We start from the raw sequence: 23,351 nt of genomic DNA on the forward strand, positions 1-23,351 counted from the left end.
CCATGGATGCTCTTGCCTTCGACCTCGACGCCACTGACCAAGGGTGGCGTGGAGACGCCACTTCGGTTGTCGAGTTCTTGCGGCCATTGCGTCAGCACCTAGACGCGCCTGGCGTGCTCGAGGTCTGTGTGAACCAGCCCGGTCAGCTGCACATCGAGACCAACGATGGATGGCAGGTCGCCGCATCACCGGAGATGACGCTGGAGCGCTGCATGTCGCTAGCGACCGCCGTCGCTACCTACTGCGACCAACAGATCAACCAGGAGCGCCCTCTCCTCTCGGCAACGCTGCCGAGCGAGGAGCGGGTTCAGTTCGCTATCCCGCCGGCGGTGTCACGCGGCACCGTCTCAATCACCGTGCGCAAGCCGGCGTCGCTCATCAAGCGGCTGGACGACTTCGAGCGCGAGGGGTTGTTCGGACGAACCTCGGCGGCCGCGACGGGCCAGTCTGCTATCCAGGCAGTCGAGCAAGAACTTCTTACATTGAAGTCGCAGCGGCGTTACGCCGACTTTCTGAGATTGGCTGTGCATCATCGCCAAACCATCGTGGTGAGTGGCAGGACCGGCTCCGGAAAGACGACATTCATGAAGAGCCTGATTGAGGAGGTTTCGAGACAGGAACGCCTCATCACCATCCAGGACACCGCCGAGCTGACGCTGCCCAACCACCCCAACGCCGTCCACCTGTTCTACAGCAAAGATCGCCAAGGCACGGCACGGGTGACGGCGAAATCGTTACTGGAGGCCAGCCTGCGCATGAAACCCGACCGGATCATTCTTGCGGAGGTGCGTGGCGACGAATGCTTCCACTTCGTCCGTCTGGCAGCGTCCGGCCACCCAGGGAGCATCACCAGCGTGCACGCAGGCAGCTGCGCCCTGGCGTATGAGCAGATGTCACTGATGATCCGCGAGACGGGGGCCGGCGGCGGGTTGACGATGGAAGAGATCAAGCGGCTGCTCAACTTGGTGGTTGACGTGGTCATCCAGTTCGACCGTGACGACCGCGGAAGGTTCATCTCCGAGGTCCACTACGCGCCGCGCACTCAGCGCCTGGCTCGCGCGCCCAGCGATCCCGTGAGCACGCCATGAGCACTACGGCAACCTTGTCCGGGTTATCCAACACGATCTGGTCGCCGAGCCGCAAGCTCGCTGCAGCCGTCTTCGCGTTGGTCGCCTGCGCCGCGCTGGTCTGCGCCTCTGTCTACCTCTCGGCCGTGCTCTTCCTGCTGTTCAACAAGGCCAACCCGGCGCAGGCCAAGCTCACCAGCATCGTCCACTACTGGCATCTGTACGCCGACCACCCGTCGCTTCGCAAGAAGCTGCTGATCGCCATGGGCGCTGCCGGTGGCGGACTTCTGATCGTGTTGCCCATCGCGATGGTCGCCGCTACAAGCCAGCGCCGCCCCCTGCATGGTGATGCACGCTTTGCCACGGCGGCCGAAGTCGTGCGCGCCGGGCTGATCGGCGGAGCACGGCCCGGCATCCTGGTCGGCCGGTACGGGGGCCGGTACTTGTCGCTGGCCGGTCAGTTGTCCGTGATGCTGTCGGCCCCGACGCGCAGCGGCAAAGGCGTGGGCGTCGTCATTCCTAACCTGCTGAATTGGCCCGACTCGGTGGTCGTGCTCGACATCAAGGGCGAGAACTTTGACGTCACAGCCGGCTACCGGACGGCGCACGGCCAGGCGGTCTACGCTTTCTCGCCGTTCGACGACAACGCCCGCAGCCACCGCTGGAATCCGCTGACCACCGTGCGATCGAGCCCGCTGCACCGAGTCGGCGATCTCCTGAGCATCGGGCAGGTGTTCTTCCCGAACGATGGCAGCGGCACCTCGTCTGAAGCGTTCTTCAACGACCAGGCGCGCAACCTCTTCCTGGGGCTGGGTTTGCTGATGCTGGAATCGCCAGAACTCCCTCTCACGATTGGCGAGATGCTGAGGCAGTCCTCCGGGAAAGGTCGCTCGCTGCGTGAGCACCTTGTGGACTTGATCGCTGCCCGCATCAAAGAGGAGAGAGCCCTCACCGAGGAATGCACCGATGCGCTGCAGCGACTGCTGTCGAACTCCGACAACACGTTGTCCAGCATCGTCGCCACGTTCGTCGCGCCGCTGACCATCTTTGCAGATGCCATCGTCGATGCCGCCACCAGCGCAGACGACTTCAGGTTGGCAGACGTCCGACGCCGCCCCATGTCGATCTACGTTCGGATCCCCCCGAACCGACTGGCCAGCGCGCGGCCGCTACTTAACCTGTTCTTTTCGCAACTGGTCAACCTCAATACCCAACACTTGCCCGAGCAGGATCCAACCCTGCGCCTTCAGTGCCTGCTGATCAACGACGAATTCACGGCCATGGGGCGGGTCAGCGTCATCACTAATGCCGCCGCGTACCTTGCCGGCTACAACCTGCGCTTGTTGACGGTCGTGCAGGCGATGTCGCAACTGGATGCCGTCTACGGCGACAAGGAAGCACGCACGTTCGCGACCAACCACGGCCTGCAGATCCTCTACGCCCCGCGCGAGCAGCGCGATGCCGACGAGTACAGCGCCATGCTGGGGCACTTCACCGAGCGCGCCACCTCGCGGGGCCGCAGCAGCTCCATCGGCGGCCACGGCCACACGACCGTCAGCCGCAACGACAGCGACCAACGCCGCTCGCTGCTGCTGCCGCAGGAGTTCAAGGAACTTGGCACCGAGCGCCTGGTCGTCATCCTCGAGAACTGCAAGCCCATACTCGCCGAGAAGATCCGCTACTTCAACGAGAAGGCCTTCCAGTCGCGACTGCTTCCCGCGCCGACGGTGCCGTCCATGAAGGTGGAGCTGCACCTGGCTCGCGTTCAGCAACGCTGGCGCCTTGTCGAAGACGACCTCGCACCTGGCGAGCACATCGATATCGACGCCCTTGCGCACGACATGGCTCGGCTCCCAACCGGGTTCGACGGGCCGCCGGACGAAGTCGCAGAAGCCTTGCTGAACTTCTTCACCGCCAGCCGTTCCGGCGAACCCGAGATCGGAGGCGTCGTTGAAGCGGTGCCAGATGAAGACGGCGTGCTGTCCACCGAGCAAGCGCCGAGGCCCATCAGCGCCACGCAGGCACCCCAAGCCCTTCACCTCTAACAGGAGCAAAGCATGCAGGTGACCATCAACCTCACCCCCTTCCTGTTGTCGCTGGCGCTGTTGGCGTCCTGCACCTCTGCGCCCAAGCAGCCGACCGTCGACGAGTCGCGCAAGCGGCCGGTCAATTCCGCGATAGCCGTCGAACTGCAGGTTTGCACGAACGACCTTCAGAACGCCCGCTTGGCCGCGACGGAAACCAGCAGATTGGCCGAGTCGACGGCCGCCACGCTGTCCAGCCTCTGGGCCAGACAACACACCTTGGCCAACATGCAAGCGCCCATGGCGCAGCAACCCCAGGCCAACGCGCTCTACACCGTTCGTTTCGAGTTCGGCAGCGCGCGAGTCGACATCCCGCCCGACACGGCTCGAGCGCTCGTCGACGAAGCCAAATCGGCGCCGCTCGTGATGCTCAGAGGCCGAACCGATGGTGTGATCGATTCCCTTGCGGAGAACCGTATGGCACGCGATAGGGCCGCGGCGGTTCGGGATTTCCTCATCTCAGCCGGTGTGCAGCCATTCCGCATTCGCGCCACCCACCAGGCCATAGGCGATCACATTGCCGACAACAGCGACCCGGCTGGCCGAGCACTGAATCGACGGGTAGAGATCGAGATCTATCGAGCCTCGCCAGACTTCCCGACCGCTGACGCCTCCGCACGTTGATCGGCCCAGGCGCCAAGGAGCCCCTCATGGATGCAGACAGTTCCTCCATCAGCCCGCGGCCACCCCCTCAGGGTGGCACCGTCGAGCCAGCAAAGCGCGCAGCAGGCGCCCCCGAGAAACTCCTGGAGCAACACAACGCACCTGGAGAACGCTATGAACTGCGAGATCCGTTCGCCGATGTCACGTACCGGGCGAACACCATGGCTGAGATGATCGCCAAGGCGGAGCAGTTCGGCAGCAGTCGCTTCACCGCCATCGCGCCCGATGGCCGGCGGACGCCCGTGCTGAAGAGCGGGACGGACTGGCAGCGCAGCAGCGAGATAGCAGGCCTCTTCAAGAGGCCACAGAATTCTCCAGTGGACCGGGATGACGTTCCACAAGGAACTGCAGCACCCAAGATCGGGTCTGGCGCCCCTGCCATGAAACCGGAACCCATGGATGCAACGGCAGTTGCCAAGATCGACGCGGAAGCCGAACGAGCCGCCTTGGTGACCCGCCTTGAAGCAGCCTTGAAGGAGAGGTACATCATCAAGCGAGCCCCGGTCCAGATCGGCCACGTGACCGTCGGTCGAACCGAGTACCGGTTTCGAGGCGACAGCACGCGTGTGGCATTCACAGAGTCGAACCTTCACCTGGCCACCGACACCAACAGTCCGTCTGTCGCGCGCTCCATGGTCGACGTTGCCCAAGCCCGCGACTGGAAAGGCCTGCGCGTTTCGGGCAGCGAGGAATTCCGACGCATGGTCTGGCTCGAGGCCTCGGTGCGCGGGGTCAAGGCCGTCGGATACGAACCAAACGCCGCCGACATGGACATCCTCAAGCGCGAGCGGGAGGCCAGGCTGACCAACCGAATTGAGCCGAACCGCGACGCACCGAGCGGCACAGCGTCCACACCAGCCGAGAAGTCCTCGACACGTGGCGGCGGCCGAAAGGCCCTCGTCGCCGCGATTGAGGCCGTGCTGGTCGCCAAAGGCGTACCCGAAACGCGACGCAACGCTGTCCTGGCCGCCGCCACAGAAAAGCTCGCTGAGCGCGCCAGCCGCGGCCAGTCCCCCAAGGTGAAGGTCTACGACATGACGGCGGCATCGCAGCGACCGGGCACGGCCAGCACGCCAGAGCCGAACAGGGTTCGCGATCGAGCCACGCCGTCGCACGCGCGTTGAATCATGGTGATCGACGCGCCGTCTCCGTCCGTGGCCGTTGAGATTGCCGGGCGTGTGTTCGAAGCCGGTACCCCCGGCTTCGCCGAGGCCGTCGCTGGGGCCTACGCGGCACGTCGGAGACCCAGGTGTCAATGCCGCCCTGCGGGCATCGAAATGTACGTGGCGCGGCTCAACGACGGCTACATCGTCAAGCGCATGCCCCAGACCGGCAACCAGCATGCGCCGGACTGCCCGTCGTTTGAACTGTCCCCTGGACTCTCGGGCCTGGCACAACTACTTGGCACAGCCATCGTCGAGAACCCAGCGACCGGCAATACCACGCTGAGATTGGATTTCCCGCTGTCGAAGAGCCCGGCGCGATCAGCGCATCAGCCAGCTTCCTCGGCGCCCGGCAGCGTATCCACCCCAATGGACCGCCTCTCGTTGCGTGGTTTGCTTCACTACCTATGGGACCAAGCCGAGCTGACCCACTGGCGCCCGTCCTTCGACGGCAAACGATCCTGGGTCACGGTGCGCCGACACTTGCTTCGCGCCGCTGAACAGAAGTTGGCAGGCGGTTACCCGCTTTCAGCGAGGCTCTACGTCCCCGAGGTCTTTGCGCTCGACCAGCTGGAGCCGATCAACGCACGCCGCCGCGCAAGCTGGACGCCAGCCAGACAACAGCCAAGCCGGGCACAGAACCTGATGCTGATCATCGCCGAGGTGAAAGGCATCGTCCCCGGCCGTCGGGGCTACAAGGCGGTGCTCAAGCATGTTCCCGACGTTGCATTTGCGCTCGACGACCCGCTGTACCGCCGTGTTGGCAAGCGCTTCGGGCAGGAGCTCGATCTCTGGAGCGCCTCGGAAGACATCCACATGGTGATGGCAGCGACCTTTGGTCTGACTGCGGCGGGAGTACCGGAGATCGTCAACTTGTGCCTCATGCCCGTCACCAGGCACTGGCTGCCTGTGGAAACCGTGTTTGAGCATCAGCTTGTCCATCGGCTCGTACGCGAGGGCCGTGGATTTCAGAAGACCCTGAGGTATGACCTGGCGCGTAGCGAGAGGATCCCTTGCGTTGCATTGACAGACCGGGGCGAGCCGGTACTGCTCAACGCTGACGGGGAAACGATAGCTCCGACCTGATCTCGAACGAAACTCAACGAGCCTGCCGTCCAGGCGCCGACGCTATATCAAATGAAAGCCTGCGCGCCCCTCTACAACGGCAGAGTGAACCCAGGCCTCGTAGCTGCGCAGCGCGAAGGAAGCAGGCCGCACTCCAGCGCGCGTGAAGGGCGCGATAACTGGCCGCCTATCCGATCGGACAAGCGAGATCGGAGTCACCGCTCGAGTTTCGGAACTGGACCGCCCTTTGACACGTCATGGCGCATCGCCGCCAAGGGCTCACGGCTCACCGAGGCTTCCTGCCCCAGCCGACGACGCGCAGCCTGCTTGAACACCGACGAGCCGCGCACGAAGCTACTGATGCGCTTTGCAAGCGCTCGGTCTTCGTCGACGTCGGACGCTTCTAGCGCCTTCCAGATGTGTCCCCAGCAGAACATCGCATCGGCACTGCCGTCGCGCGACGCATGCGGCTCTGCCTTGGCTGCAGCCGGCTGCGCGCGCAGGCGTCCATCCTCCTTGGCCTTGAGCCGCCACAGCGGCTCATAGTTACGGTTCTCGCCCCGGGTCGCCTGGCGCGTTGCTTCCGCCTCGATGCCCCAGCCGCGCAGCTTCTCTGCGAACGTCTCGCGCCACCGATGAAGATCGGCCTTGCGGGGGTTCAAGCGCTTGCCGGATATGCCCTCCGCCTTAACGCTCAGGTGAACGTGCGGATTGGCTTGGTGCTCGTGCAGGACCATCACGTAACGGTGTCCGGCCAGCTCGGTACGCGCAAACTCGCGCGCCGCTTTCTTCAGCAGCGCGGCGTTCGTGCCGGCCGGCATGGACAGCATGATGTTGAACGCCTCTCGCCGATGGCCGAGATCCCCGATGAACGAGCCGCCATAGCGCCATTGGTCCGCGAGGTCGCACAGCACCTCCTTCCCGGTGCGCGCGACCCCGCGATCGTCCTCTATCGCGAGGCGCCCGTTCTTGCTGATGTACCGAAAGTGCGCCGCGATGGCGGCCATGCCGCGCCCGCCTCCTGTGACCTTGACCATCACCTGCGGCGCCCACCGCACCGTGGCCTCAATGCGCTGGCGGATCACCGCCGCCTTGCGACGTGTCATCGCGTCCAGCCTCGGTGCGGGCAGCGACTTGACGATGTGGTTGGACGGGTAGAACAGGCGTTCACCCCATTGCACGAGTACGCCGTCGACGTACTGGCGCGTCATCGCAGCCTCCTGGCCGGCGCGAGATCGGCGATCAGCACCGACGCCTTCGCCAGGTGCTCTTGCATGTCCATAGCCAATGCCCTCAAGCCGGCGCAATCTGGCGCCAGCCGATCGGCCGCCTCCTGCCGATGCAGCCGCAGGAACGCGTTGAGATCGGCATACATCGCAGCCACCTGGTCGGTGGATGCCCTCAGCGCAGCGACTGCGACCGAGTGATCAGCGGGGAGCGGCGGCGCCGGTGCGCCGTCAAGCAACGAGCAGACGTACCGCCCCTGGGCAACGTCGGCAGCGCGAGCCCGCCAGGCCAACTCCCTCGCATGCACGGGCGACATACGCAGCGTGACCTTGGCGACCTTCTCGCTGGACGCCGCATCAGTGATGCGCGCACCGCACCCCGGGTCATCTGCGTCGAGCATGAGCACAACCGCACGCCTCACCGCAGCCGCAGTTGTGATTCTGTGTTGTGCCGCCCGCGCGTCGACGCGAGATCGCAAACCGCGCAGGTCGACGGTGATGCGGTCCCGACGATAAACGCCCTGCCCGGCCGCTGGCCGGCACGCGGGCTCAAGGTCCGCGCTGGCGCCGAGACCGCCGGGGCGAAACGGCGCGGTTGAGGAGGCCCGCACCGTCGCATCAGCCAGCAACTCCAGCTGCCGCCCGTCGGACGAAGTCGTTGGCGTGGGCATGACGCCGTATCGTGCCCGCCTTCTGAAGTCATGAGTAGTCCATCGCCGCAGCCGTCCATTGGCGTCGCTATGTCTCGGGCAGTCTTGAAACGCACCGCCTCGTCCCCTGCGATCCCGCTAGGCTTAACGATCCGTTTCAACGTTTCCGACGAAGCTCGCCTGAGCCCTTCGTAGCGCTTGCACGCTCAGGCCTCGTCACTACTCGGGCGACAGTCGAACCCGCTGTGGTTGTACGGCATGCAAGAGCGCGGCTCCCGCCATCCATCCGAACCCTTCGCGGGAGCCGGAAGCGCGCCCATCACATTTGCCGCGATTGCATGGCCCTCCGAAGGCAGGGTTGTTGGTTCGATCCCAACCGGGCGCGCCAGATCAAGCCCTTGCAAGTCGCTGACTGTGACTTGTCCCAAAGGTTGGCCAGGTTGGCCAGAGTTAACTTCATTCCACTCCCGGCCAACCTATGCTTCAACGGCAGGCCAATCCAGGTCGGTCTGCCCTACCGAAGCGATCTGACCAGCCAGCAGACCTCAGCCGCTGAGGAAACGACGTAAGAAGACCCGATGCGGGTCACGTTGGCGTCGTCACGACGCAACGGCCCACAAAGGTCCACGGGGGCATTGGCGGTACCGACTGACCCAGGAAGGCCTGAACTTTCTCAGGCGATTTTGGGATGCGCAATCCGCGGCTTCCGAAGGCGTGGCTCGGCGAGCCAGCCAGACGGTGAGCGTCGCTCAGCTGCGCGCGCTGGCAGAGTTGCTCGAGAAGCCCTGAATCGCAACGGGCGTATCGGCTCAATGCGCCCACCGGCATCTCAGGTGGGTGGGGCCCGACGCGCACTGCGTTCCCGCGCAACCCGCGTCCGATATCGCTCGGTCAGGGCTGCCGTGGTCTTGGGCTGACACGCCGCCAAGTGCCGCGCGTCGACCTGCAATTCCTTCGCGACCTGGGCCACCGGCAAGGCCGCCTCGGCGCTCATATGGATATCCAGCTTCTGCTGGGCGGATTCCCAATCGATGCGAGGTTTCCGTCGAGCGGTCCAGACCACGAGGCCATGCCGCGTCGACCGCATCAGCCAATCGGTCTCGCCCTCTCGCTGCAACAGCAGAGAGGGCAGTTCGACTCCGTAGGCAGTGGCCAGTCGCAAGAGCAAATCAATTCCTGGCTGAGCGTGGCCGCCGATCAACGAGCTCACCGTCCCTTTTGAGACGCCCATGAGCCACGCCATCTGGCTCGGGCTGACGTGATGCCCCAGGCCGTGAAGCGAGATCACGATCGCGGCGAAGGCCGGTCGCGGAACATCAACGACTTCGTGCCCGAGCGTTGATGCCAGCAAACCCATCTGCTCCAGCACAGCGGTCTCCTGAGCGGAGGCCATCTCGTCCGGCACCGCGTCGGAAGCTGCATATGGTTGTTTGCAAGAAGCGCATCGGCTCCAGTCCCAACCTTCTACTCTGCAAGCGGGATTTTTCGAGCCGCACGACGGGCACCGCTCCTGGAGCCGTGCGCCGTGGCGCGCACAATGGGACACGCTCGCCAGGCTCCACATCAGTGGCGCGTACGGCGTGTGCCCCTCCCTCGTGTCGGCGAGGCAGGCGATACACCACGCGCGACTCGCACGGAGAACGTGCTGCGCGCGCACGCGCCCGGCCAGCCAACTCAATCCCAGCGATGCAACCTCTGGTTGCCTGACCAAGGTCGCCACCCGATGCACGTAGGCCGCCGCTTGAGGCGTTGGCGCGTCGAGCCTGGGCGGCTGTCCGCGGAGCTCCTTATAGATCGCGGGCCCATGGTTGTTGATGAACTCGTGCATCGTCTGCCATGGGACTGCGTGCGCATCCGCCAACCGCCACAGATAGCTTTCCGCCGATTCGGCATCGGGGGTGCCCAGGCCAATGGGCTGCAGTGGTCCTAAGTAGGGGTCGACATTTGTTGGCATGCACCACACCGGCCTTCACGCGCGATTCGGGTCGGGCACAACCGGATGGAAGTGGCATCGCAGACGTACACCGACCCGGGCGAATTGTGACTTAAACGCGGGTGGCCATGCTAAGCAGCGCCTGGATGAAAGGACGGACGCTACAGGGTTTCCACTTCCTCAGCATTGTGGAGACGGCCCGCACTCTCCCCCATATGAAGGGTTCCGTCATTCGCAGGACGTCAGCACCTCCCCGACGATGCGCCGCTCGCGTCAACGTCCCGGCGTTGCGCATTCGCGCCTCGCAAACGTGATGCCCTCGGGCGCCTTGGTGGCCACGAGCAGCGCGGACTTTTCGAGATACGCTGCTGGCGCCGTCTCTAGCACGCTGCCGCAAAGCGCCCCCGGTCGAAAATCAAGGCCGACTAACGCCGCCTTTAAACCGCGGTCAATCACCGCGTGATGATCTGAACCGAACTGACGGAGGGCAGATCCGCCGAGGCTAACAGCAAGCACTATTCCTATGTTTCGCATGAAGAACAACACGCCATCCCAGTTGAATTCTTCCGGCTTGTAGTCGCGCGGCGGTCGCTTTCCATAGGCCAGTCGATATCCCCAAAAGGCCTTCTTTTTATTCTTAAACGAAGGAATCAGACTGGCAAATATCGCCATGTAAAGCGAGAACGCCCCCAGGAATAGGTTCAACGCCGCCCAGACACAAAGGACACCCGCCACGATTCCAACGTAATAGGCGGGCGTGAGAATGAATACGGCCAAAGACTGAAAGTCAGGGAAATTATTGGGATCGGATTGGGTGAGGTCATGGACCATGTCGCGAGCTTCGTGCGTCGCAAGAATGATCGCCAAGGCGCTGATTGATCCCAGAGCGAGTTTGCCTAAGGTCTGGCTCCACGCAAGTTTCGTCACAGCCCGCAGTTGGAATGGAATGTCCGCAGCAGCTGCGGCAATCAGTAAACCTACAAGCGTGTTTGCTATCCAAGATAAGGACTGCTTATCTTTGAAAAGCATCAGATAGCACATCACCAGAAGTGCGAGCAGGACGACAATTAGTTGAAGCGCTTCGACCGCAGGATGTATGGCCGACACAATACGCGTGGCACGTAAGAAGCGACCGAAACGACGTACTCCTCTAATTTTCACGGCGGGCAGTAGTACCCGTAGCCTGCGAACCAGCGAAATCACCGCAGCCGCTGATATTCCAATGAAAACTAGCGGACCGAGCGCCTCAGGCAGCCATCTTGCAATCGCGTAAAGCGCAAGAGTGAAAAAGATCGCCACTGTGATGCGACCGCTAAAGGTCGACAGAAAACGAGTGTTCCATTTCGAAAGCACGGACGCTGATTGACGCATCAATCGATTCCCTCCAGATGGAAAAGTGACAGCAAATCCAAGTCTTTAAGCCGCAAGCAGCAGCATTTGGTTCCGACCTCTGGGCCGGCAAATGGGTGCGCGCCAGCCCTTAAGATGCGTCTACACGACGCGCCCAGCCGCTGACCACATACCAGGATCCCCATCAAGGACACAGCGATACGTGTTGAAGACGAGTCGTGCGCGATGCGACTGAACTGGGCGCAGTGACGCGCTCGAGTGAGCCAACCTGACAAAGTCCACAGGACGCTAGGGCACCCTAGCCCTGGCCAACAGGCACTGGACGCGACTGGGGTGCCTCAACTTGCTGATGCAGAGACGTAGCGGAGCTGGCCCGGGCCAGCGGCCCTCACGTGTAGCGCAGCGTCCTGACGCGGCCCCGGTTGTCAGTTCAACCGACCACCCCAGCGCCGCGTCCCGAAGTGCGCTGCTGACGTTAAGTTGTCTTCAAGCTGACTTGTGCTGACTGACCATCGCGTCATTCAACGCGTTGACCACCTGAAGCACGTAGTTCTTGTCGCGGCTCTTCAGCGCCTTGACTTCCCCGGACGCAGTGCTGAGCTTCACGAAGTGCCAGGGCCGTCCGAAATAGAACAAGGCGGCTGCCACGAGCAACAGCAATACGCCCGCGCCAATCCCATCCTTGCTCGAGAACGCGACGAACCCCGAGAGCAGCAGCAACAGGGGCAACGCCCAGCTTTGCGGCTTGCTCCATGCGGCTGTGCTGGTGATGTTGCGAACTGCGTAGGTCTGTTCGTCGACCTTGAACCGGGCGTTTGTCACCTGAACGCTGCCGTGTTCGAAAAAGACTTTCTCGTCCATCTTCGCTCCCTTAAAAAGTTATGCGACGAGGGTAGCGCGGGCCGGCCAGGCCGACATCAGGGCATCCCAGAACATCGATTCACGGGTACCGGCGGTCAGCTTTTCGACAGCTGTTAGCCGCCGCTGGCCGCCCCAGTCGTGGCCAGGGCAGCTGTTAGATCGTCAGGCTTCTACGCGCTCACCGCAGGCCTGACAGAACCGTGCGTCCGGGAGATTCTTGGCGCCGCAGTGCCGGCAGAATTTGAACTGGGACGGCGAAGACGTCTCGGCGGTCGGCGCGTCGTTGACCCCGATCAACGAAGCCGTCGAGCCAGGCAAGGCGCTCTGTCCCACCGCGCTGACAAGCGCCCTCTCGGCGTGCGCCAGCGCGTTGATTCTCGACAGGTCTGCCGCGCTCTCCGGCGCGACAAGGCTTGCCCGACTCCGACCGAACTGCTCCAGATGCCCGGCCAGCTCACGTGCTGCGGTATCGGTCGAGAACATCGCCGTGATCTGCCGCCCAGCATCCTTGCCGAACACCACGGACTCCACACGTGCGCGCCAGACGCGAAGCGTCATCGACTCTGTGCGCACGATCTGGTTGTTCGTGTGCATGCGTGCAGTGACCTGATTGCCCGTGCCGACGCTGGCCGTCTGGTACGTGCCCTCGAGCTCGACCCACGTCATGAACGACTGGAAATCGAATCTGCCCCACAGCTGCGCTGATGATCGGAAGCAGAAGCCCGCCACGACCATGAAGATTGACGAAGCGCCAACCAGCTGCAGCGAGAGATCTCGGTTTGCATCGACGCTGCTACGCGCGAAGACGTAGGCGCACACCGCCGCGGCCACCGTCAGCGCGAATGCGTAGAGGTCCAGACTGACCAGAAACCGGTGCCGGCCCGAACTTAGGGCCTGGCCGATTGACGCCGGCACCATGTTCGGCATTGGCATCGGCTGGGTCTCTTCCAGCAACTCGCCGGCGAAGGGACCAGCGTGCAGCTCAGGCTGGATGGTCGGGGTGGTGCGTGCGTAGCGGCGGTTGGGAATCTTCTCGGTCCACTGCTCCTGCATCGTCCGCTCCAGTTCGTCGAGCAGCAGGCTGGGCGGCACGTTGAGGGAGAGGCGAACTTGCTCTGAACTGGTCTGCGTCGCCGGTGGCTCGGCGACTTGCCGCAGCGCGGCACATAGAAGCAGCACGGAAGCCACAGTGCCCGAGACCAGCAGCATGAAAGTCTGGGGCGCCAAAGAGAACTGCAGCTGCGGCAGGCTCTTGCCGAGAATGCTGACCACCGCCGGGCCGATGACCGCGGCGGTGACCAGCAGCACCAGGGTCTTGGTGTTCAGCTGGGCCCGGCGCTCAGAGATGACCGGCTTGAGCAGGAACAGCAGCCCGAACGCGAAATAGGCGGCCGACAGCAGTGGCCGGCTCGACTCGGATCCGAACACACCCCAAGCGACGATGAAGCTCAGGCTAGCCGCGACCATCGCACTGGCATTGAAGAAGGCGCTGCGCGCCTGATCCTGGATGGCGATCGGTGCTGTGATCAGCTTGGGCACCCAGTGATACAGCACGCCGTCAACGGCACCGGATGGCTCGGGATACGTCAGGGCCCCTTCCCGCAGCAGGCGCTTGATGGCGTCAGCGGCGGGCGAAGTGCCGGTCATCGTCGCCTGCAATTCGGGAGCCAGCGAGTGCGGTCGGCCGCGGCCGAAGAAGAATCTCAGCCGCTTTGCGGCCACCCCGAGCGCCAGCAGCCCTGCAAACAGCAACGCCATGCCGATGCTCAATGGAGTCGGGCCCAGCGTCGTGCGCCCCTCCAGCAGGGCAAGCACGCCGAAGGTGACGAGTGTCCCACCGCTCAAGAACAGCAGCAGGTTCTGGACCTTGTACGGGTTCGGCAGCTCAAGCGTCGCGCCGGCCGAGCTGTAGTCGTAGCTCACGGAAATCTCCCTCTGTTCGGTCAGCGCCCCAATGGCGGCCTGACACGTCCTTTCTTGGGGACGTTATCAGCTCAAGAGACTGGCCGCCCTCGGGCTAAACCGCCATCCGATCAGGCACTCCGCGGCGTGCCTGGACGATGTCACGGCTTCTGAGCGGGCTGCTCAGAGCTTGTGCTCTCCGGCACCAACCGCCTTGACCACACCGTTGCGGTCGAAGCGGATGGTCAGGTTCTGTTCGTGCATGGAGTCGCCCGTCATGTTGAGGCCGGGGACGAACGCCTTCCAGCTTTGCTGCACGCGCTGGTAGGTCCACACCTTCTCGCCGTTGGCTTCCAGCGACACGTCCCCAGGCTTGCCCAGCAGGTCCTCCACCTGCTTGGTGGTGGTCTTGCCTGGTTGAATCTGGGCGACCTTGTTCGGGTCGGCGATCGCTTGGGATCCAGTGGCGCACCCCGCCAGTGCGGTGCAGGCGAGGACGAAGGTGAAAGCAGCGGCTGTCTTGGCGAAGGTCAAGCTGAACTCCCTATGGATGTTGATCGAGTGGGCCCGGCGACATGCGCGACAAATTCCTCCGCATTTGCGCACCGGCGCGGAACGATTGTGACTCAAACGCGGGTGACTCATAAGCGGGTGACTTGAACACTCTCGGGGTGTCAACGGCCAAGTCCTGCAGCGAACAGACGTCGATGAGCGCCCGGGAGATCCTTGCGCTCAACATGATTCGCCTGCGAGGTGTGCGCGGGCTGAGTCAGGACGCTCTGGCCCTCGAATGCGGCCTTCACCGGACCTTCGTAGCCCACGTCGAACGGCAGGCGCGCAACATCTCGATCGACAACATCGAGCGCATTGCGGTGGCGTTGAAGGTGTCTGTCGGAGAGCTGATGACCTCCAATCGTTCAAGCGCCCGCGCTTGATGGGCGGCGTGGCTCAAAGCGCCCGCCGAATCTCACGCCTGTACCACGGGACGACAGCGCCTCAGCTTGAGCGCTTCCAACTCGGCATGTCGGGGTATGGAGAGGAGAAGAAACCGGTCAACGGCATTTGGCTCGCGACCAGACAGCAGGGCGCGCAATGGCACGCCACGGCAGTCGCGGGGCGCATTCATGGTCGCGATGCTTTCGTCTACGAGTGCCGGCTCGATCCGGACTGCGTTCTTGCCGACACACGCAGGGATCGGCTGCCGCCGCGCGCCTTTGCGGCGCTTGTTCAAACGCATATGCACTGGCACCGCCGCTTGGCGTACCGATTGGGCGGCTGGTTCCGGCAGAAGCTCACGCCCAGTTCGGCCTGGTTCTTTCACGTAGATACGGCCGCTCGAAGGCTGATGAAGAAGCAAAAGTTGAGCTCGGTCATCGATGCTCGGATCGAGATCTACAAGAGCATCGGCATCAACGCCGTTCTGAATCCGTTGGCCGAGATCTATAGCGAGGACCGGCTGGCCTACTACGACGAAGGCGTCTATGGAACTGTCGTTCTGTTGCTCGATCCATCCAAGACGACGATTGTGAGCTGTCAACACGTTTGATGGCCGCGGCGGCGGGTCCACGAGGGAGACTCAAAACGGCCCGGCAGGTCCGACCTCACCGGCGGGTTTCGGGTTCAGCGAATCTCTTCCAGGTGGCACCCGACAAAGAGTGCGGATGACAACCAAGCCGAGGGTCAGCTCACCGGTCATCGGATCTCTGAACCAGGATTGGTTGACGACTTTGCTCATGTCCCACTCCCAGCTGACACGCTTGCCCTTACGGCAGTCATTTCTAAATGGCGGGGAGACCGAAGTCCTGGTCGCGCTCGTATTTCGCTCCGCGCCGGCGGCTGCAGCACAGGTCGAAGGCTGACGCTTCGGCCAGTACGATGGTCCGATGGATCTCTTCACGCCCGTCGTTCAGGAAGGCCGCTGGCACCGTGTCTTTGAGATGATCCTGCGCGGCGACTACGCTGCCGAGCGGGCTGTCTTCTCGCAGTGGGCCCAGGGCTTCATTGATCGCGACAACAAGTTCGTCAAGGAATTCCAGACCTCGTTCGAGCCCTGCCTTTGGGAGCTGTACCTGTACGCGTCTCTCAAGGAGATGGCGCTGCCGGTCGACTTCTCGCACCATGCGCCCGACTTCGTGGTGCGCGGCCCAGCGCCATTCGCCATGGAGGCCACCATTGCCGCGCCGCCTGCGGGCGGCAAGCCGCCGGTCGGCTGGACGCAGGACGACATCCCGCAGGATCTGAATCAGTTCAACGTCGAGGCGTCCCTGCGCATCTGCAACAGCTTTTCGTCCAAGGTGAAGCGCTACAGGGACTTTTACGCCACGCTCAAGCACGTCGCCGGCAAGCCTTTCGTGGTTGCCATCGGCGCCTACGACCGGCCGCTGTCGCATCTGGCCGCGCTGCGGCCGGTCATCGCCGCGTTCTACGGCCTGTACCACGACGAGGAAGCGACCGCGCGCGATGCAACCGAGGTCGTCAGCTATAACGTCTCCGCCGCACCGAAGAACGAAACCGTCAACATCGATATGGCTCTGTTCTGCGACGACGCCTATCGAGACGTGTCGGCCGTGGTCTACAGCTCGCTGGCCACCTGGGGCAAGGTGCGAGCCGTGGCCGAAAACCCGAACGCCAAGACCTTTTACACGACCTTCCATCCGCAGAAGGGCACGATCCATCCACAGGTTCTCCGGCGGCTCAAGCGGGACTACTCTGAGCATCTGCTCGACGGCATGGTGGTCCTGCACAACCCCTACGCCGACCGCCCACTGCCTGATAAGGCCTTTGACCACCCGCGGGTGGCCCATTTCCGGGTTGACGAGACTGGATTGCTGGTCGAGACGGCGCCAGATGACTTCCTGGTGATGCGCATGCTGCAGTCCATCGTTGAAGTCGACGATCCGTCAGCCGGGCCAACGCAGGAGCAGCGCTGATCGTCGTAGGGCGGACCGTCACGCTGCTGATCCCCCCATACCTCCTGCATCCATCTTGGCATTGAAGCGATTACGACCTACAGGACCAAGGACCGAAGATTCGCCCTCACAGCGCTTGCGATCTCTGCAGGTGGGATACCCAGGAGCTGGCCCAGGTTCTCGCGATGGCTGCAGTGGCGATGGCCTGCGGCGTCAACGCCAATCTGTTGCGCCGCTGGGTGCGCGACTCAGAGACGAAGTCCCTGGACGCTCACTGTGCATGACGGCTTCGGCGTGTGGTGTGCCGCCCGCCGCCTCAATGCCGGCCGATTCACCTGGGCTGCAGCGATGGCAGACACGTTTGCGGCGCTGGCGCTCACCGATGCCCAGTTCGACGCCCTGGTGCTGAGCCTGCCCTGGCAGCGCCTGCCCGATATGCAGCGCATCACCAGGGCATGACCCGGCGGACATGAAGCTCAAGCGCTGGCAACGGACTTGTGCCGATAGCGTCGTGCGGCCGAGCCCGGCACGACGCCGGACATGCTCGGCCTGCGCGACTTCCCGTACGCCTGTCGGATATGCCTACGCGAGCAAGCACCGTGAGCGTGCTGCTACCAACGGTCGGTCGACGTGACGGTCTACGTCCGCGAAGACCTGCGCGGGGGGCACGGCGTCGGCAGCGCTGTACGACCGCCTGTTGCCGCTGCTGGCCGAGTTGGGCTACTGCCACTGCATCCCGACCGACGGCTACATGCGCTTCAGCGCCGGCGCCGCGAACCCCGAACGCCACGAGCACGACTGGAAACCCGGCTACATCGTCATCGGCCTCGAAGTCCTTATTGGTCAAGCACTTCTCGGATCTTGACTGCCAAGTCGTCGAAGGTGAACGGCTTGGTGATGAGCTGAACTCCGGGGTCCAGACGGCCTTGATGAACAATCGCGTTCCGGGCGTACCCCGTGGTGAACAAGACCTTGATGCCGGGGCACATTTCGTTGGCGCGCGCCGCAAGATCCTCACCAGTCATGCCGCCAGGCAGCACGACGTCTGTGAACACCAGGTCGACGCTCGCGAGCCCTAGGACGCCGAGTGCCGATTGCACGTCGACCGCCTCAATGACCACGTATCCGAGCTCTCGCAGGGCGGCGACCGTGTAGGCGCGCACGTCCGCATCGTCTTCGACCACCAAGACGCTCTCCCCGTCAGCGTCTGGGACGAAACTCGCTGTGTCATCCTCATCGGACTCGGCGGCCGCATAAAAGCGCGGCAAGTAGATCTTCACCGTCGTGCCGTTGCCCTCCTCGGAGTACAGCTTGACGTGCCCACTCGACTGCTTGACAAAGCCATACACCTGGCTCAGGCCCAGGCCCGTCCCTTTGCCTTCAGGCTTGGTCGTGAAGAACGGTTCGAATGCCCGGGATAACGTCTGCGCATCCATGCCGATGCCGGAGTCCGTGACGCAGATGACCACGTACTGTCCAGCCTTCACTTCGGCGTGACGCGCCACATAGGCCTCGTCCAGATGCGCGTTCGCAGTCTCGATGGTCAGCTTCCCGCCTGCGGGCATGGCGTCTCGCGCGTTGACGGCCAGATTCACCAACGCACTTTCAAGCTCGCTGGGGTCAGCCTCGACGCTCCATAGCCCGCCCGCCAAAACGGTTTCCAATTCGACGGTCTCGCCCAGCGACCGTCGCAGCAGTTCAGAGATGCCTTGGACGACGACGTTGAGGTCCAGGGCCTTGGGATCGAGGGGCTGCCGCCGGGCGAAGGCCAAAAGTCTTTGCGTCAACGTCGCTGCGCGCTTGGCGCCGGACATCGCCGAAGCCGCCGCGCGCTTGTGGCGTGCCATGCCTTCCGGCAAGGTGCGGGTGAGCATTTCGAGGTTGCCGACGATCACTTGCAGCAGATTGTTGAAATCGTGGGCAATGCCTCCGGTGAGCTGGCCGATGGCTTCCATCTTCTGTGCCTGCCGCAGGGCCTCGCCCTGTTGAACAAGTTCCTCGGTCCTGTGGCGCACCTGCTCTTCTAGTTGCGAGTTCAAGTCCCGAAGGGCAGCTTCTGCGCGCCGGCGCTCGGCAACCTCCCTCTGCGTTTCCTCGTTGAGGCGCACGTTGTCGATGGCGACGGCCGCCTCTCCGGCCAGGCCGTTCATGCTCTGCTCAGACTGTTCAGTGAACACGCCGGGCTGGGAATGACCGAAGAACAGGCCGCCGATCACAGAGCCGGAACGGGAGACGACCGGCACCGCCAGGTAACTCCTGACCGGCAGGTGCCCGGCGGGCATGCCCCGATGCGGCTCGTTGTGGCCATATCTCGGATCGAGCGTGATGTCATCGGAACGCACAATGCCAGCGCCGTCAAAGGTCGGCGCGAAGATCGCGGTATTGCGCGGCATCGGGAACTTGGAAAACGCCTCCGGGGGCACGCCGGAGAGGCTGTAGAGCATGTAGCTCTCGCCGGACTCGTTGACCTGGTTGTAGAAAAAGGCGCCGAACTCGGCGCCAGTGAGCCCAACCCCGGCGTCGGTGACCGTTTGAACCAACGTCTCCAGCTTGGTTTCGCGCGCAAGACTTGCGCCTGCGCGGTTCAGCAGCTCAAGCGCGCGGGTCTGCTCAGCGAGCTTCAGCTCGTCCCGCCGCTGCTCGGTGCGGTCTCGCAAAATCTTGACGAAACCGGCGTCCGGGTCGCCTTCATAGAGCCAACTGGTTTCCCCGATGGCCCAGATCCGTTGTCCGTCCTTGCGAAGGCGCCAACCCTCGGCGCCCGCAGATCCGCTTCGCCGGGCGTCCGCGACCTCCGCGTCCCATGCCGACTGGCCACCTTCTTCGGGGGGGAACACGCGCGCCAGCGACTGTCCCAGCATCTCCGGCTCCGTCCAGCCGAGCATCGCTCGCGCCCCTTCGCTCCACCCGGTGACGAAGCCGGCCGTATCCACCGTGATGATCGCGGTTTGGACCGCGCGGTTCAGAATTCGGCGGTATCGGTCGATGACCGCGTCCTTCCACTCCACCGTTGAGGTTTCCGGTGACAAGCTGAACGTCAGCGGGATCTGGTCGAGCGGCTTGGACATGAGTGGAGGTGTAAACGCGCCATCGGGCGCCGCCTTGCGCTAGCTTGGCAACAAACGGCGGCTAGCATCGTTCAGGCTTGGCGTCCGTCATGTAGGACAACGGCGACAGCTACCGCTCTGGATGATCTAGGGCAGACGATGGCGACATCGCGCTGCCGCGCGGCGGCGCAGTTGCGTCGACACCTGCGACTCGGTGGTGGCCAATCAACGGGAAGCGCCAAGCGCACGGCTGATCAAGCTGAGCACTTCCACTGACGGCTTGACAAAGACGATGCCAATCGCGAACCCGCCTTCCGCGTTGCTGAAAATGCTGTGGACCACCCGGGCCTGTGTCACCAGCTCCACCTTAGACCCGGCGACTGGCAAAAAGCAGCGCAGCGCAAAGGTGGTACCTGGCGCAACGGGGCCATCGGCAACGATCGCCATCCCACTGATGCTGAGGTTCAGGGTGCGGGCTTCCAAGAGAAGCCCTTCTTGGAATAGCAGTTGGGCCTTGGTGCGCAGGACTTGGCGGGAGCCGCTGCGCCGGTCATCTTTCTCAGTGCTCATGAGCTCGTATTCTGCTGCTATCGCCGTCTGCTAACTTGAGCGTCGGTGTGCTGAGGCTTGCAGAAGCCGGGCGTGACTGGCTCCTGAACCCGTAGCGTCTCAGGAACGCGCACGAAAGCCTGGCAAGGAATTCTCCAGCAAAGCTTCCAGGGCCTTCGCCTCAGGGGGCTTGACCAGATGATGGTCGAAGCCCGCCTCCGCGGTACGCTGGCGATCTTCGCGTTGACCCCAGCCGGTCAATGCGGTGATCACTACACGCTCGAGGCCAGGCTCCTGCCGAAGCCGGCGAGCGACTTCATAGCCGTCCATTCCTGGCATGCCGATGTCTAGGAAGATGGCATGCGGCATAAAGGAGCGTGCCTTCGCGAGAGCCGACGGGCCGTCGTGGGCCATCTCTACCGTGTGGCCCTGCAGGCCCAAGAACATGGTCAGGCTCATGGCAGCATCCTCGTTGTCGTCGACCACGAGGAGGCGATGGCCCGACGAGGGCGTCTCGTGCGCCGGCGTTGTTTCCAACATCGAGTCCGGCACAACGACTTGCGAACTCGCGAGCGGCAGCCGTACGGTGAACATGGCACCTTCTCCGATCCCGCCACTCGACGCGGCGATCGTCCCGCCGTGCATTTGCACCAAGTTCTTCGCCAACGTCAAGCCGATACCCAACCCGCCTTGCGCCTTGGTGGAGGCGTGATCCGCTTGCACGAACAGATCGAACACTCGGGGGAGCACGTCCGGTGCAATGCCGATGCCGTTGTCCCGCACCCGCAGTACCACCTCCCCGCCTTCCCTTTCTGCGTCCACCCAGATGCGCCCGCTCGACTCGGTGTACTTGGCGGCATTCGTCAGCAGGTTACCCACGACCTGTGCCATTCGCACCGGGTCCGCGTCCAGCAGCAGCGAGTCCTGGGGAATCGACAGCGCCAGTCGATGGCCCTGGGCACCGATGAGCGGCTGCACCGTCTCGACGGCCCGGGCGATCACGTTGGCAAGCTCGACATACTCCCTGCGAAGCTCAATCTTGCCTCCCATCACGCGCGAGACGTCCAACAGGTCGTCGACGAGACGCACGAGCTGATGAACCTGCCGCTCCATCATGGCCCGGGTCTGCTGAACGGTGCCGGCATCCACGCGCGGCATCTTCAAGATCTCCAGACCGTTGCGGATCGGGGCGAGCGGGTTGCGAAGTTCGTGCGCCAACGTCGCCAAGAACTCATCCTTGCGCCGGTCGGTCTCGCGCAAGGCATCTTCCAAGAGCTTGCGCTCCGTGATGTCGACCAGCACGCCCGGCATGCGCACGGGCCGCCCCGACGCATCGGGCGTGGGCCGCCCGCGGGCCGTCACCCAGCGCACGGAGCCGTCGGCCTGCACGACGCGATAGTCCTCCTCGTACAGCCCATGGCCCGCGACCGCGCGTTCCAGCGCTGTGGTGATCCGCGTGACATCGTCGGGGTGAATGGACTGGAGGTACCGGTCCAGCAAGGCACCGTCAGCTTCTGAGTGCGGAAGGTTGAAAAGTTGCGCCAGGTTCTTGTCTGCGTAGAGCCGGTTGTTCGCAATGTCCCAGGTCCAGGTGGCAATCGCACCGGCCTCCAGGGCTGCATCCAGGCGAGCTCGGGCGTCGGCCAGCGCGGCTTCGGCGTGCCAGCGTTGCGTGATGTCCCTTGTGAAACAGCGCGTGTGAACGAATTGATCGTCCTTCCACCTCACGCTGGAATCGATCAGGACGTGCCTGATCGTTCCGTCCTTGCATCGCAACCTTGCGGGCTGCTCGGTCAGCCTTTCCCCCGCGTTGAGTCTGGCCAGGATGTCGCGGATGACGTCTTTGTCCGCATGAAACTCGGCGATGTGATGGCCGAGATATTCGTCGCGGCTGTAGCCAAGTATCTCCAGCTCAGCGCGGTTGACTCGCAAGACCTTGCCGTCGGAACCCACCCAGTGCAGGCCGACCGTGGCGTTCTCGAAGAACTCCGCAAGCTCTTCCTCGCTGCGCCGCAAGTCGTCCTCGGCGAGCTTGCGCTCGATGAACTGGCCGACGTTGCTGGCGGTGCCCCCCATCATTTCCAGCACGTCGGGGTCCGGCAAGCGCATGCGCTGCGAGAAGAATTCAAAGACGCCCAAGGTCTTGCCTCCGATGACGATCGGACAGGCAAACGCGCTACGCAGGCCGCTGCCCTCGGCCTGCGAAAGCCGCGGAAAGTTGCCATCTGCCGCAAGGTCTGGAATCCACTTCGGTCTGCCGCTATCCCATACCCGTCCCGGCAGGCCGACGCCTTTCTCGAATGTCCAGCCGCATGCCTGCGACGCGAACGTCGCTGCTGGTCGGTCGGGGCGGGCCCAATGGGTTCGGCAATGCAGACGGTCCGTGGCGTCCTCGACCAGCCAGAAGCAGCCGACATCCCACCCGAGGTTGTCGCAGACGGCCCGCAAGACGCGCTCGGCTCCTTGCTGCACGGTGTCCGACTGGCTCAGGCCCTGAGTCACTTCCAGCCGCGCGGTGCGCAGTTGCTCGGCCCGACGGGACACGGCAGCACTACGAAACACCATCACGACGCCGATCATGTTGCCCGCCGCATCCTTGATTGGGGACGCATAGGCGTCGACCGGTGTCTCAGAGCCGTCTTTGGCAATGAGTACCGGACGAGACGCCATGGCGCCCAGCCATTTGCTGGCACTCAGCCTATCCTGCACTCAAACATAACCCCACGATTTGCCTGAATCGAGGGCCACCGGCCGCTGGATTCCGAAGCAAATCCAGTGCGTCCACGCCCCGTCGCTGCGCCGAACATTCGACCAAGCGGCGCAGTAGTGCGCAGCTACCGAAGCGATGCCGGGCGGCATTGCACAGATGGCGGGTCGAACGT

General features: G+C 63.6%; 21 protein-coding genes, 1 tRNA gene and 1 pseudogene. 11 read left to right on the plus strand and 12 right to left on the minus strand.

Features of this window, described 5'->3' with window-relative positions; all coding sequences use genetic code 11:
• Nucleotides 1–2 precede the first annotated feature (2 nt).
• The 5 genes from virB11 to ASD35_RS26410 are packed head-to-tail and all read left to right on the plus strand — an operon-like array spanning nucleotide 3 to nucleotide 6,063.
• Nucleotides 3–1,088 (plus strand): P-type DNA transfer ATPase VirB11, encoded by a 1,086-nt coding sequence (gene virB11, locus ASD35_RS03135; RefSeq protein WP_056873466.1) that lies wholly within the window; start codon nucleotides 3–5, stop codon nucleotides 1,086–1,088.
• On the plus strand, nucleotides 1,085–3,112 hold the full coding sequence (locus ASD35_RS03140) for a type IV secretory system conjugative DNA transfer family protein (RefSeq protein WP_056873467.1): 2,028 nt from the start codon (nucleotides 1,085–1,087) through the stop codon (nucleotides 3,110–3,112). The genes virB11 and ASD35_RS03140 overlap by 4 nt, the downstream gene beginning before the upstream one ends.
• Nucleotides 3,113–3,124: 12 nt before the next feature.
• A complete protein-coding gene (locus ASD35_RS03145; RefSeq protein ID WP_056873468.1) occupies nucleotides 3,125–3,775 on the plus strand; it encodes an OmpA family protein in 651 nt (216 codons plus the stop codon).
• A gap of 26 nt (nucleotides 3,776–3,801) precedes the next feature.
• On the plus strand, nucleotides 3,802–4,938 hold the full coding sequence (locus ASD35_RS03150; protein WP_056874566.1) for an LPD7 domain-containing protein: 1,137 nt from the start codon (nucleotides 3,802–3,804) through the stop codon (nucleotides 4,936–4,938).
• 3 nt (nucleotides 4,939–4,941) lie between these two features.
• Nucleotides 4,942–6,063, plus strand: a complete 1,122-nt coding sequence (locus ASD35_RS26410; RefSeq protein WP_082579870.1) for a DUF1173 family protein — start codon at nucleotides 4,942–4,944, stop codon at nucleotides 6,061–6,063.
• A gap of 194 nt (nucleotides 6,064–6,257) precedes the next feature.
• Here the strand turns inward: ASD35_RS26410 and ASD35_RS03160 are convergent, their stop codons facing one another.
• Together ASD35_RS03160 and ASD35_RS03165 are read right to left on the minus strand one after the other, a co-directional pair.
• Complete coding sequence (locus ASD35_RS03160) at nucleotides 6,258–7,253, minus strand: relaxase/mobilization nuclease domain-containing protein (protein WP_157275344.1); 996 nt, start codon at nucleotides 7,251–7,253, stop codon at nucleotides 6,258–6,260.
• On the minus strand, nucleotides 7,250–7,939 hold the full coding sequence (locus ASD35_RS03165; RefSeq protein ID WP_056873470.1) for a hypothetical protein: 690 nt from the start codon (nucleotides 7,937–7,939) through the stop codon (nucleotides 7,250–7,252). The genes ASD35_RS03160 and ASD35_RS03165 overlap by 4 nt, the downstream gene beginning before the upstream one ends.
• Nucleotides 7,940–8,230: 291 nt before the next feature.
• On the opposite strand from ASD35_RS03165, the gene ASD35_RS26975 reads away from it, so the two are divergent.
• Nucleotides 8,231–8,306, plus strand: a tRNA-Arg gene (locus ASD35_RS26975).
• Nucleotides 8,307–8,747: 441 nt separating this feature from the next.
• Here the strand turns inward: ASD35_RS26975 and ASD35_RS27895 are convergent.
• From ASD35_RS27895 to bamE, 6 genes and pseudogenes are all read right to left on the minus strand, one after another.
• Nucleotides 8,748–9,287, minus strand: coding sequence for a helix-turn-helix transcriptional regulator (locus ASD35_RS27895; RefSeq protein WP_235538224.1), 540 nt, complete (start codon nucleotides 9,285–9,287; stop codon nucleotides 8,748–8,750).
• A 156-nt stretch (nucleotides 9,288–9,443) separates the two neighbouring features.
• A pseudogene (locus tag ASD35_RS28490) lies at nucleotides 9,444–9,872 on the minus strand (TniQ family protein); the annotation flags it as partial.
• A gap of 252 nt (nucleotides 9,873–10,124) precedes the next feature.
• Nucleotides 10,125–11,222: a hypothetical protein gene (locus ASD35_RS26980; RefSeq protein WP_157275345.1), complete on the minus strand. Its 1,098-nt coding sequence runs from the start codon at nucleotides 11,220–11,222 to the stop codon at nucleotides 10,125–10,127.
• 465 nt (nucleotides 11,223–11,687) lie between these two features.
• Entirely contained in the window at nucleotides 11,688–12,062 is a 375-nt protein-coding gene (locus ASD35_RS03175; RefSeq protein WP_056873472.1) for a DUF6232 family protein, read from the minus strand.
• A gap of 162 nt (nucleotides 12,063–12,224) precedes the next feature.
• The gene (locus tag ASD35_RS03180; RefSeq protein WP_056873473.1) at nucleotides 12,225–13,985 is read right to left on the minus strand and encodes a zinc ribbon domain-containing protein; all 1,761 of its coding nucleotides are present in this window, start codon (nucleotides 13,983–13,985) and stop codon (nucleotides 12,225–12,227) included.
• A 162-nt stretch (nucleotides 13,986–14,147) separates the two neighbouring features.
• Complete coding sequence (bamE, locus tag ASD35_RS03185) at nucleotides 14,148–14,498, minus strand: outer membrane protein assembly factor BamE (RefSeq protein ID WP_056873474.1); 351 nt, start codon at nucleotides 14,496–14,498, stop codon at nucleotides 14,148–14,150.
• A gap of 173 nt (nucleotides 14,499–14,671) precedes the next feature.
• Here bamE and ASD35_RS03190 point away from each other — a divergent pair, with 173 nt between their 5' ends.
• Together ASD35_RS03190 and ASD35_RS03195 are read left to right on the plus strand one after the other, a co-directional pair.
• Nucleotides 14,672–14,899 carry a helix-turn-helix domain-containing protein gene (locus ASD35_RS03190; RefSeq protein WP_056874567.1) on the plus strand — a complete coding sequence of 76 codons (228 nt, stop codon included), beginning with the start codon at nucleotides 14,672–14,674 and terminating at the stop codon, nucleotides 14,897–14,899.
• A gap of 8 nt (nucleotides 14,900–14,907) precedes the next feature.
• Nucleotides 14,908–15,510, plus strand: coding sequence for a hypothetical protein (locus ASD35_RS03195; protein WP_157275346.1), 603 nt, complete (start codon nucleotides 14,908–14,910; stop codon nucleotides 15,508–15,510).
• Nucleotides 15,511–15,540: 30 nt separating this feature from the next.
• Here ASD35_RS03195 and ASD35_RS26985 read toward each other — a convergent pair whose 3' ends face one another.
• On the minus strand, nucleotides 15,541–15,699 hold the full coding sequence (locus ASD35_RS26985) for a hypothetical protein (protein WP_157275347.1): 159 nt from the start codon (nucleotides 15,697–15,699) through the stop codon (nucleotides 15,541–15,543).
• Between the two features lie 148 nt (nucleotides 15,700–15,847).
• On the opposite strand from ASD35_RS26985, the gene ASD35_RS03200 reads away from it, so the two are divergent.
• From ASD35_RS03200 to ASD35_RS26990, 3 genes are all read left to right on the plus strand, one after another.
• Nucleotides 15,848–16,894 carry a hypothetical protein gene (locus ASD35_RS03200; RefSeq protein WP_056873476.1) on the plus strand — a complete coding sequence of 349 codons (1,047 nt, stop codon included), beginning with the start codon at nucleotides 15,848–15,850 and terminating at the stop codon, nucleotides 16,892–16,894.
• A 255-nt stretch (nucleotides 16,895–17,149) separates the two neighbouring features.
• Entirely contained in the window at nucleotides 17,150–17,332 is a 183-nt protein-coding gene (tnpB, locus tag ASD35_RS27520) for an IS66 family insertion sequence element accessory protein TnpB (protein WP_162254416.1), read from the plus strand.
• Between the two features lie 238 nt (nucleotides 17,333–17,570).
• The gene (locus ASD35_RS26990; protein ID WP_157275348.1) at nucleotides 17,571–17,738 is read left to right on the plus strand and encodes a hypothetical protein; all 168 of its coding nucleotides are present in this window, start codon (nucleotides 17,571–17,573) and stop codon (nucleotides 17,736–17,738) included.
• On the opposite strand, the gene ASD35_RS03210 is transcribed toward ASD35_RS26990, so the two are convergent.
• The 3 genes from ASD35_RS03210 to ASD35_RS03220 all read right to left on the minus strand — a co-directional run bounded on the left by ASD35_RS03210 (nucleotide 17,710) and on the right by ASD35_RS03220 (nucleotide 23,139).
• A complete protein-coding gene (locus ASD35_RS03210) occupies nucleotides 17,710–19,941 on the minus strand; it encodes an ATP-binding protein (protein WP_082579874.1) in 2,232 nt (743 codons plus the stop codon). The genes ASD35_RS26990 and ASD35_RS03210 overlap by 29 nt on opposite strands.
• A gap of 204 nt (nucleotides 19,942–20,145) precedes the next feature.
• Nucleotides 20,146–20,490 carry a PilZ domain-containing protein gene (locus ASD35_RS03215; RefSeq protein ID WP_056873477.1) on the minus strand — a complete coding sequence of 115 codons (345 nt, stop codon included), beginning with the start codon at nucleotides 20,488–20,490 and terminating at the stop codon, nucleotides 20,146–20,148.
• A gap of 99 nt (nucleotides 20,491–20,589) precedes the next feature.
• Nucleotides 20,590–23,139 (minus strand): PAS domain S-box protein, encoded by a 2,550-nt coding sequence (locus tag ASD35_RS03220; protein ID WP_082579875.1) that lies wholly within the window; start codon nucleotides 23,137–23,139, stop codon nucleotides 20,590–20,592.
• Between the last annotated feature and the right edge of the window lie 212 nt (nucleotides 23,140–23,351).

The organism is Pelomonas sp. Root1444 (assembly GCF_001426885.1).
GTDB lineage: Bacteria > Pseudomonadota > Gammaproteobacteria > Burkholderiales > Burkholderiaceae_C > Pelomonas.

Coding starts and splice junctions, on each gene's coding strand:
- virB11 (WP_056873466.1), top strand. CDS start 3: ATGGATGCTCTTGCCTTCGACCTCGACGCCACTGACCAAGGGTGGCGT.
- ASD35_RS03140 (WP_056873467.1), top strand. CDS start 1,085: ATGAGCACTACGGCAACCTTGTCCGGGTTATCCAACACGATCTGGTCG.
- ASD35_RS03145 (WP_056873468.1), top strand. CDS start 3,125: ATGCAGGTGACCATCAACCTCACCCCCTTCCTGTTGTCGCTGGCGCTG.
- ASD35_RS03150 (WP_056874566.1), top strand. CDS start 3,802: ATGGATGCAGACAGTTCCTCCATCAGCCCGCGGCCACCCCCTCAGGGT.
- ASD35_RS26410 (WP_082579870.1), top strand. CDS start 4,942: ATGGTGATCGACGCGCCGTCTCCGTCCGTGGCCGTTGAGATTGCCGGG.
- ASD35_RS03160 (WP_157275344.1), bottom strand. CDS start 7,253: ATGACGCGCCAGTACGTCGACGGCGTACTCGTGCAATGGGGTGAACGC.
- ASD35_RS03165 (WP_056873470.1), bottom strand. CDS start 7,939: ATGCCCACGCCAACGACTTCGTCCGACGGGCGGCAGCTGGAGTTGCTG.
- ASD35_RS26980 (WP_157275345.1), bottom strand. CDS start 11,222: ATGCGTCAATCAGCGTCCGTGCTTTCGAAATGGAACACTCGTTTTCTG.
- ASD35_RS03175 (WP_056873472.1), bottom strand. CDS start 12,062: ATGGACGAGAAAGTCTTTTTCGAACACGGCAGCGTTCAGGTGACAAAC.
- ASD35_RS03190 (WP_056874567.1), top strand. CDS start 14,672: ATGAGCGCCCGGGAGATCCTTGCGCTCAACATGATTCGCCTGCGAGGT.
- ASD35_RS26985 (WP_157275347.1), bottom strand. CDS start 15,699: ATGAGCAAAGTCGTCAACCAATCCTGGTTCAGAGATCCGATGACCGGT.
- ASD35_RS03200 (WP_056873476.1), top strand. CDS start 15,848: ATGGATCTCTTCACGCCCGTCGTTCAGGAAGGCCGCTGGCACCGTGTC.
- ASD35_RS03210 (WP_082579874.1), bottom strand. CDS start 19,941: ATGTCCAAGCCGCTCGACCAGATCCCGCTGACGTTCAGCTTGTCACCG.
- ASD35_RS03215 (WP_056873477.1), bottom strand. CDS start 20,490: ATGAGCACTGAGAAAGATGACCGGCGCAGCGGCTCCCGCCAAGTCCTG.
- ASD35_RS03220 (WP_082579875.1), bottom strand. CDS start 23,139: ATGGCGTCTCGTCCGGTACTCATTGCCAAAGACGGCTCTGAGACACCG.